At 52.6% G+C, this 517-nt stretch carries 1 protein-coding gene; it reads right to left on the minus strand.

Annotated features, from left to right (window positions below):
* The coding region (locus FC75_RS06975; RefSeq protein WP_156403590.1) for an IS30 family transposase at positions 1-517 on the minus strand (517 nt) is incomplete at both ends.

The raw sequence follows: 517 nt of genomic DNA on the forward strand, positions 1-517 counted from the left end.
CCGCGCTCCCAAGGCGAGTATGGATGAGCAAAATAGATCTGGGTTCCAACGATCTCCGACAGCTTGGCGAACTCGGAACCATTGTCAAACGTGATACTCTCAAACTCCTTGGCACCGTAATCGTTGATCGTGTCCTGCAAGGCTTTAAGGCAGGTGTCCGCATGATAGTCAGGTATCTTAACGATGATTTCAGTTCGGCTGTACCGTTCTGTGAGCGTCATCAGCGCTGGCTCATCAGCCGAACGAATACCTTTGACCAAGTCGCCTTCCCAATGTCCCACGCCTGTACGGTCATTCACGGCCGCAGGACGCAGCTCGATTGAGTCGCCGTATATCTTCTTGTTCTTGCGTTTGTGGGCGTTCTTATAGCCTTTGACGCGGCGTCGGAGCTTCTTGGGGAGTGTCATGTTGTCTAGTTCAAGCAGCCCGGCATCGATGTAGCGGTACACGGTAGTCGTTGAAGGGCAAGACTTACCCTGGTCGCGATAGAAGTGTACGAAACTATCAACGCTGTGCA

The sequence above is a fragment of the Lacticaseibacillus camelliae DSM 22697 = JCM 13995 genome, from assembly GCF_001436615.1.
Taxonomy (GTDB): Bacteria; Bacillota; Bacilli; order Lactobacillales; family Lactobacillaceae; genus Lacticaseibacillus; species Lacticaseibacillus camelliae.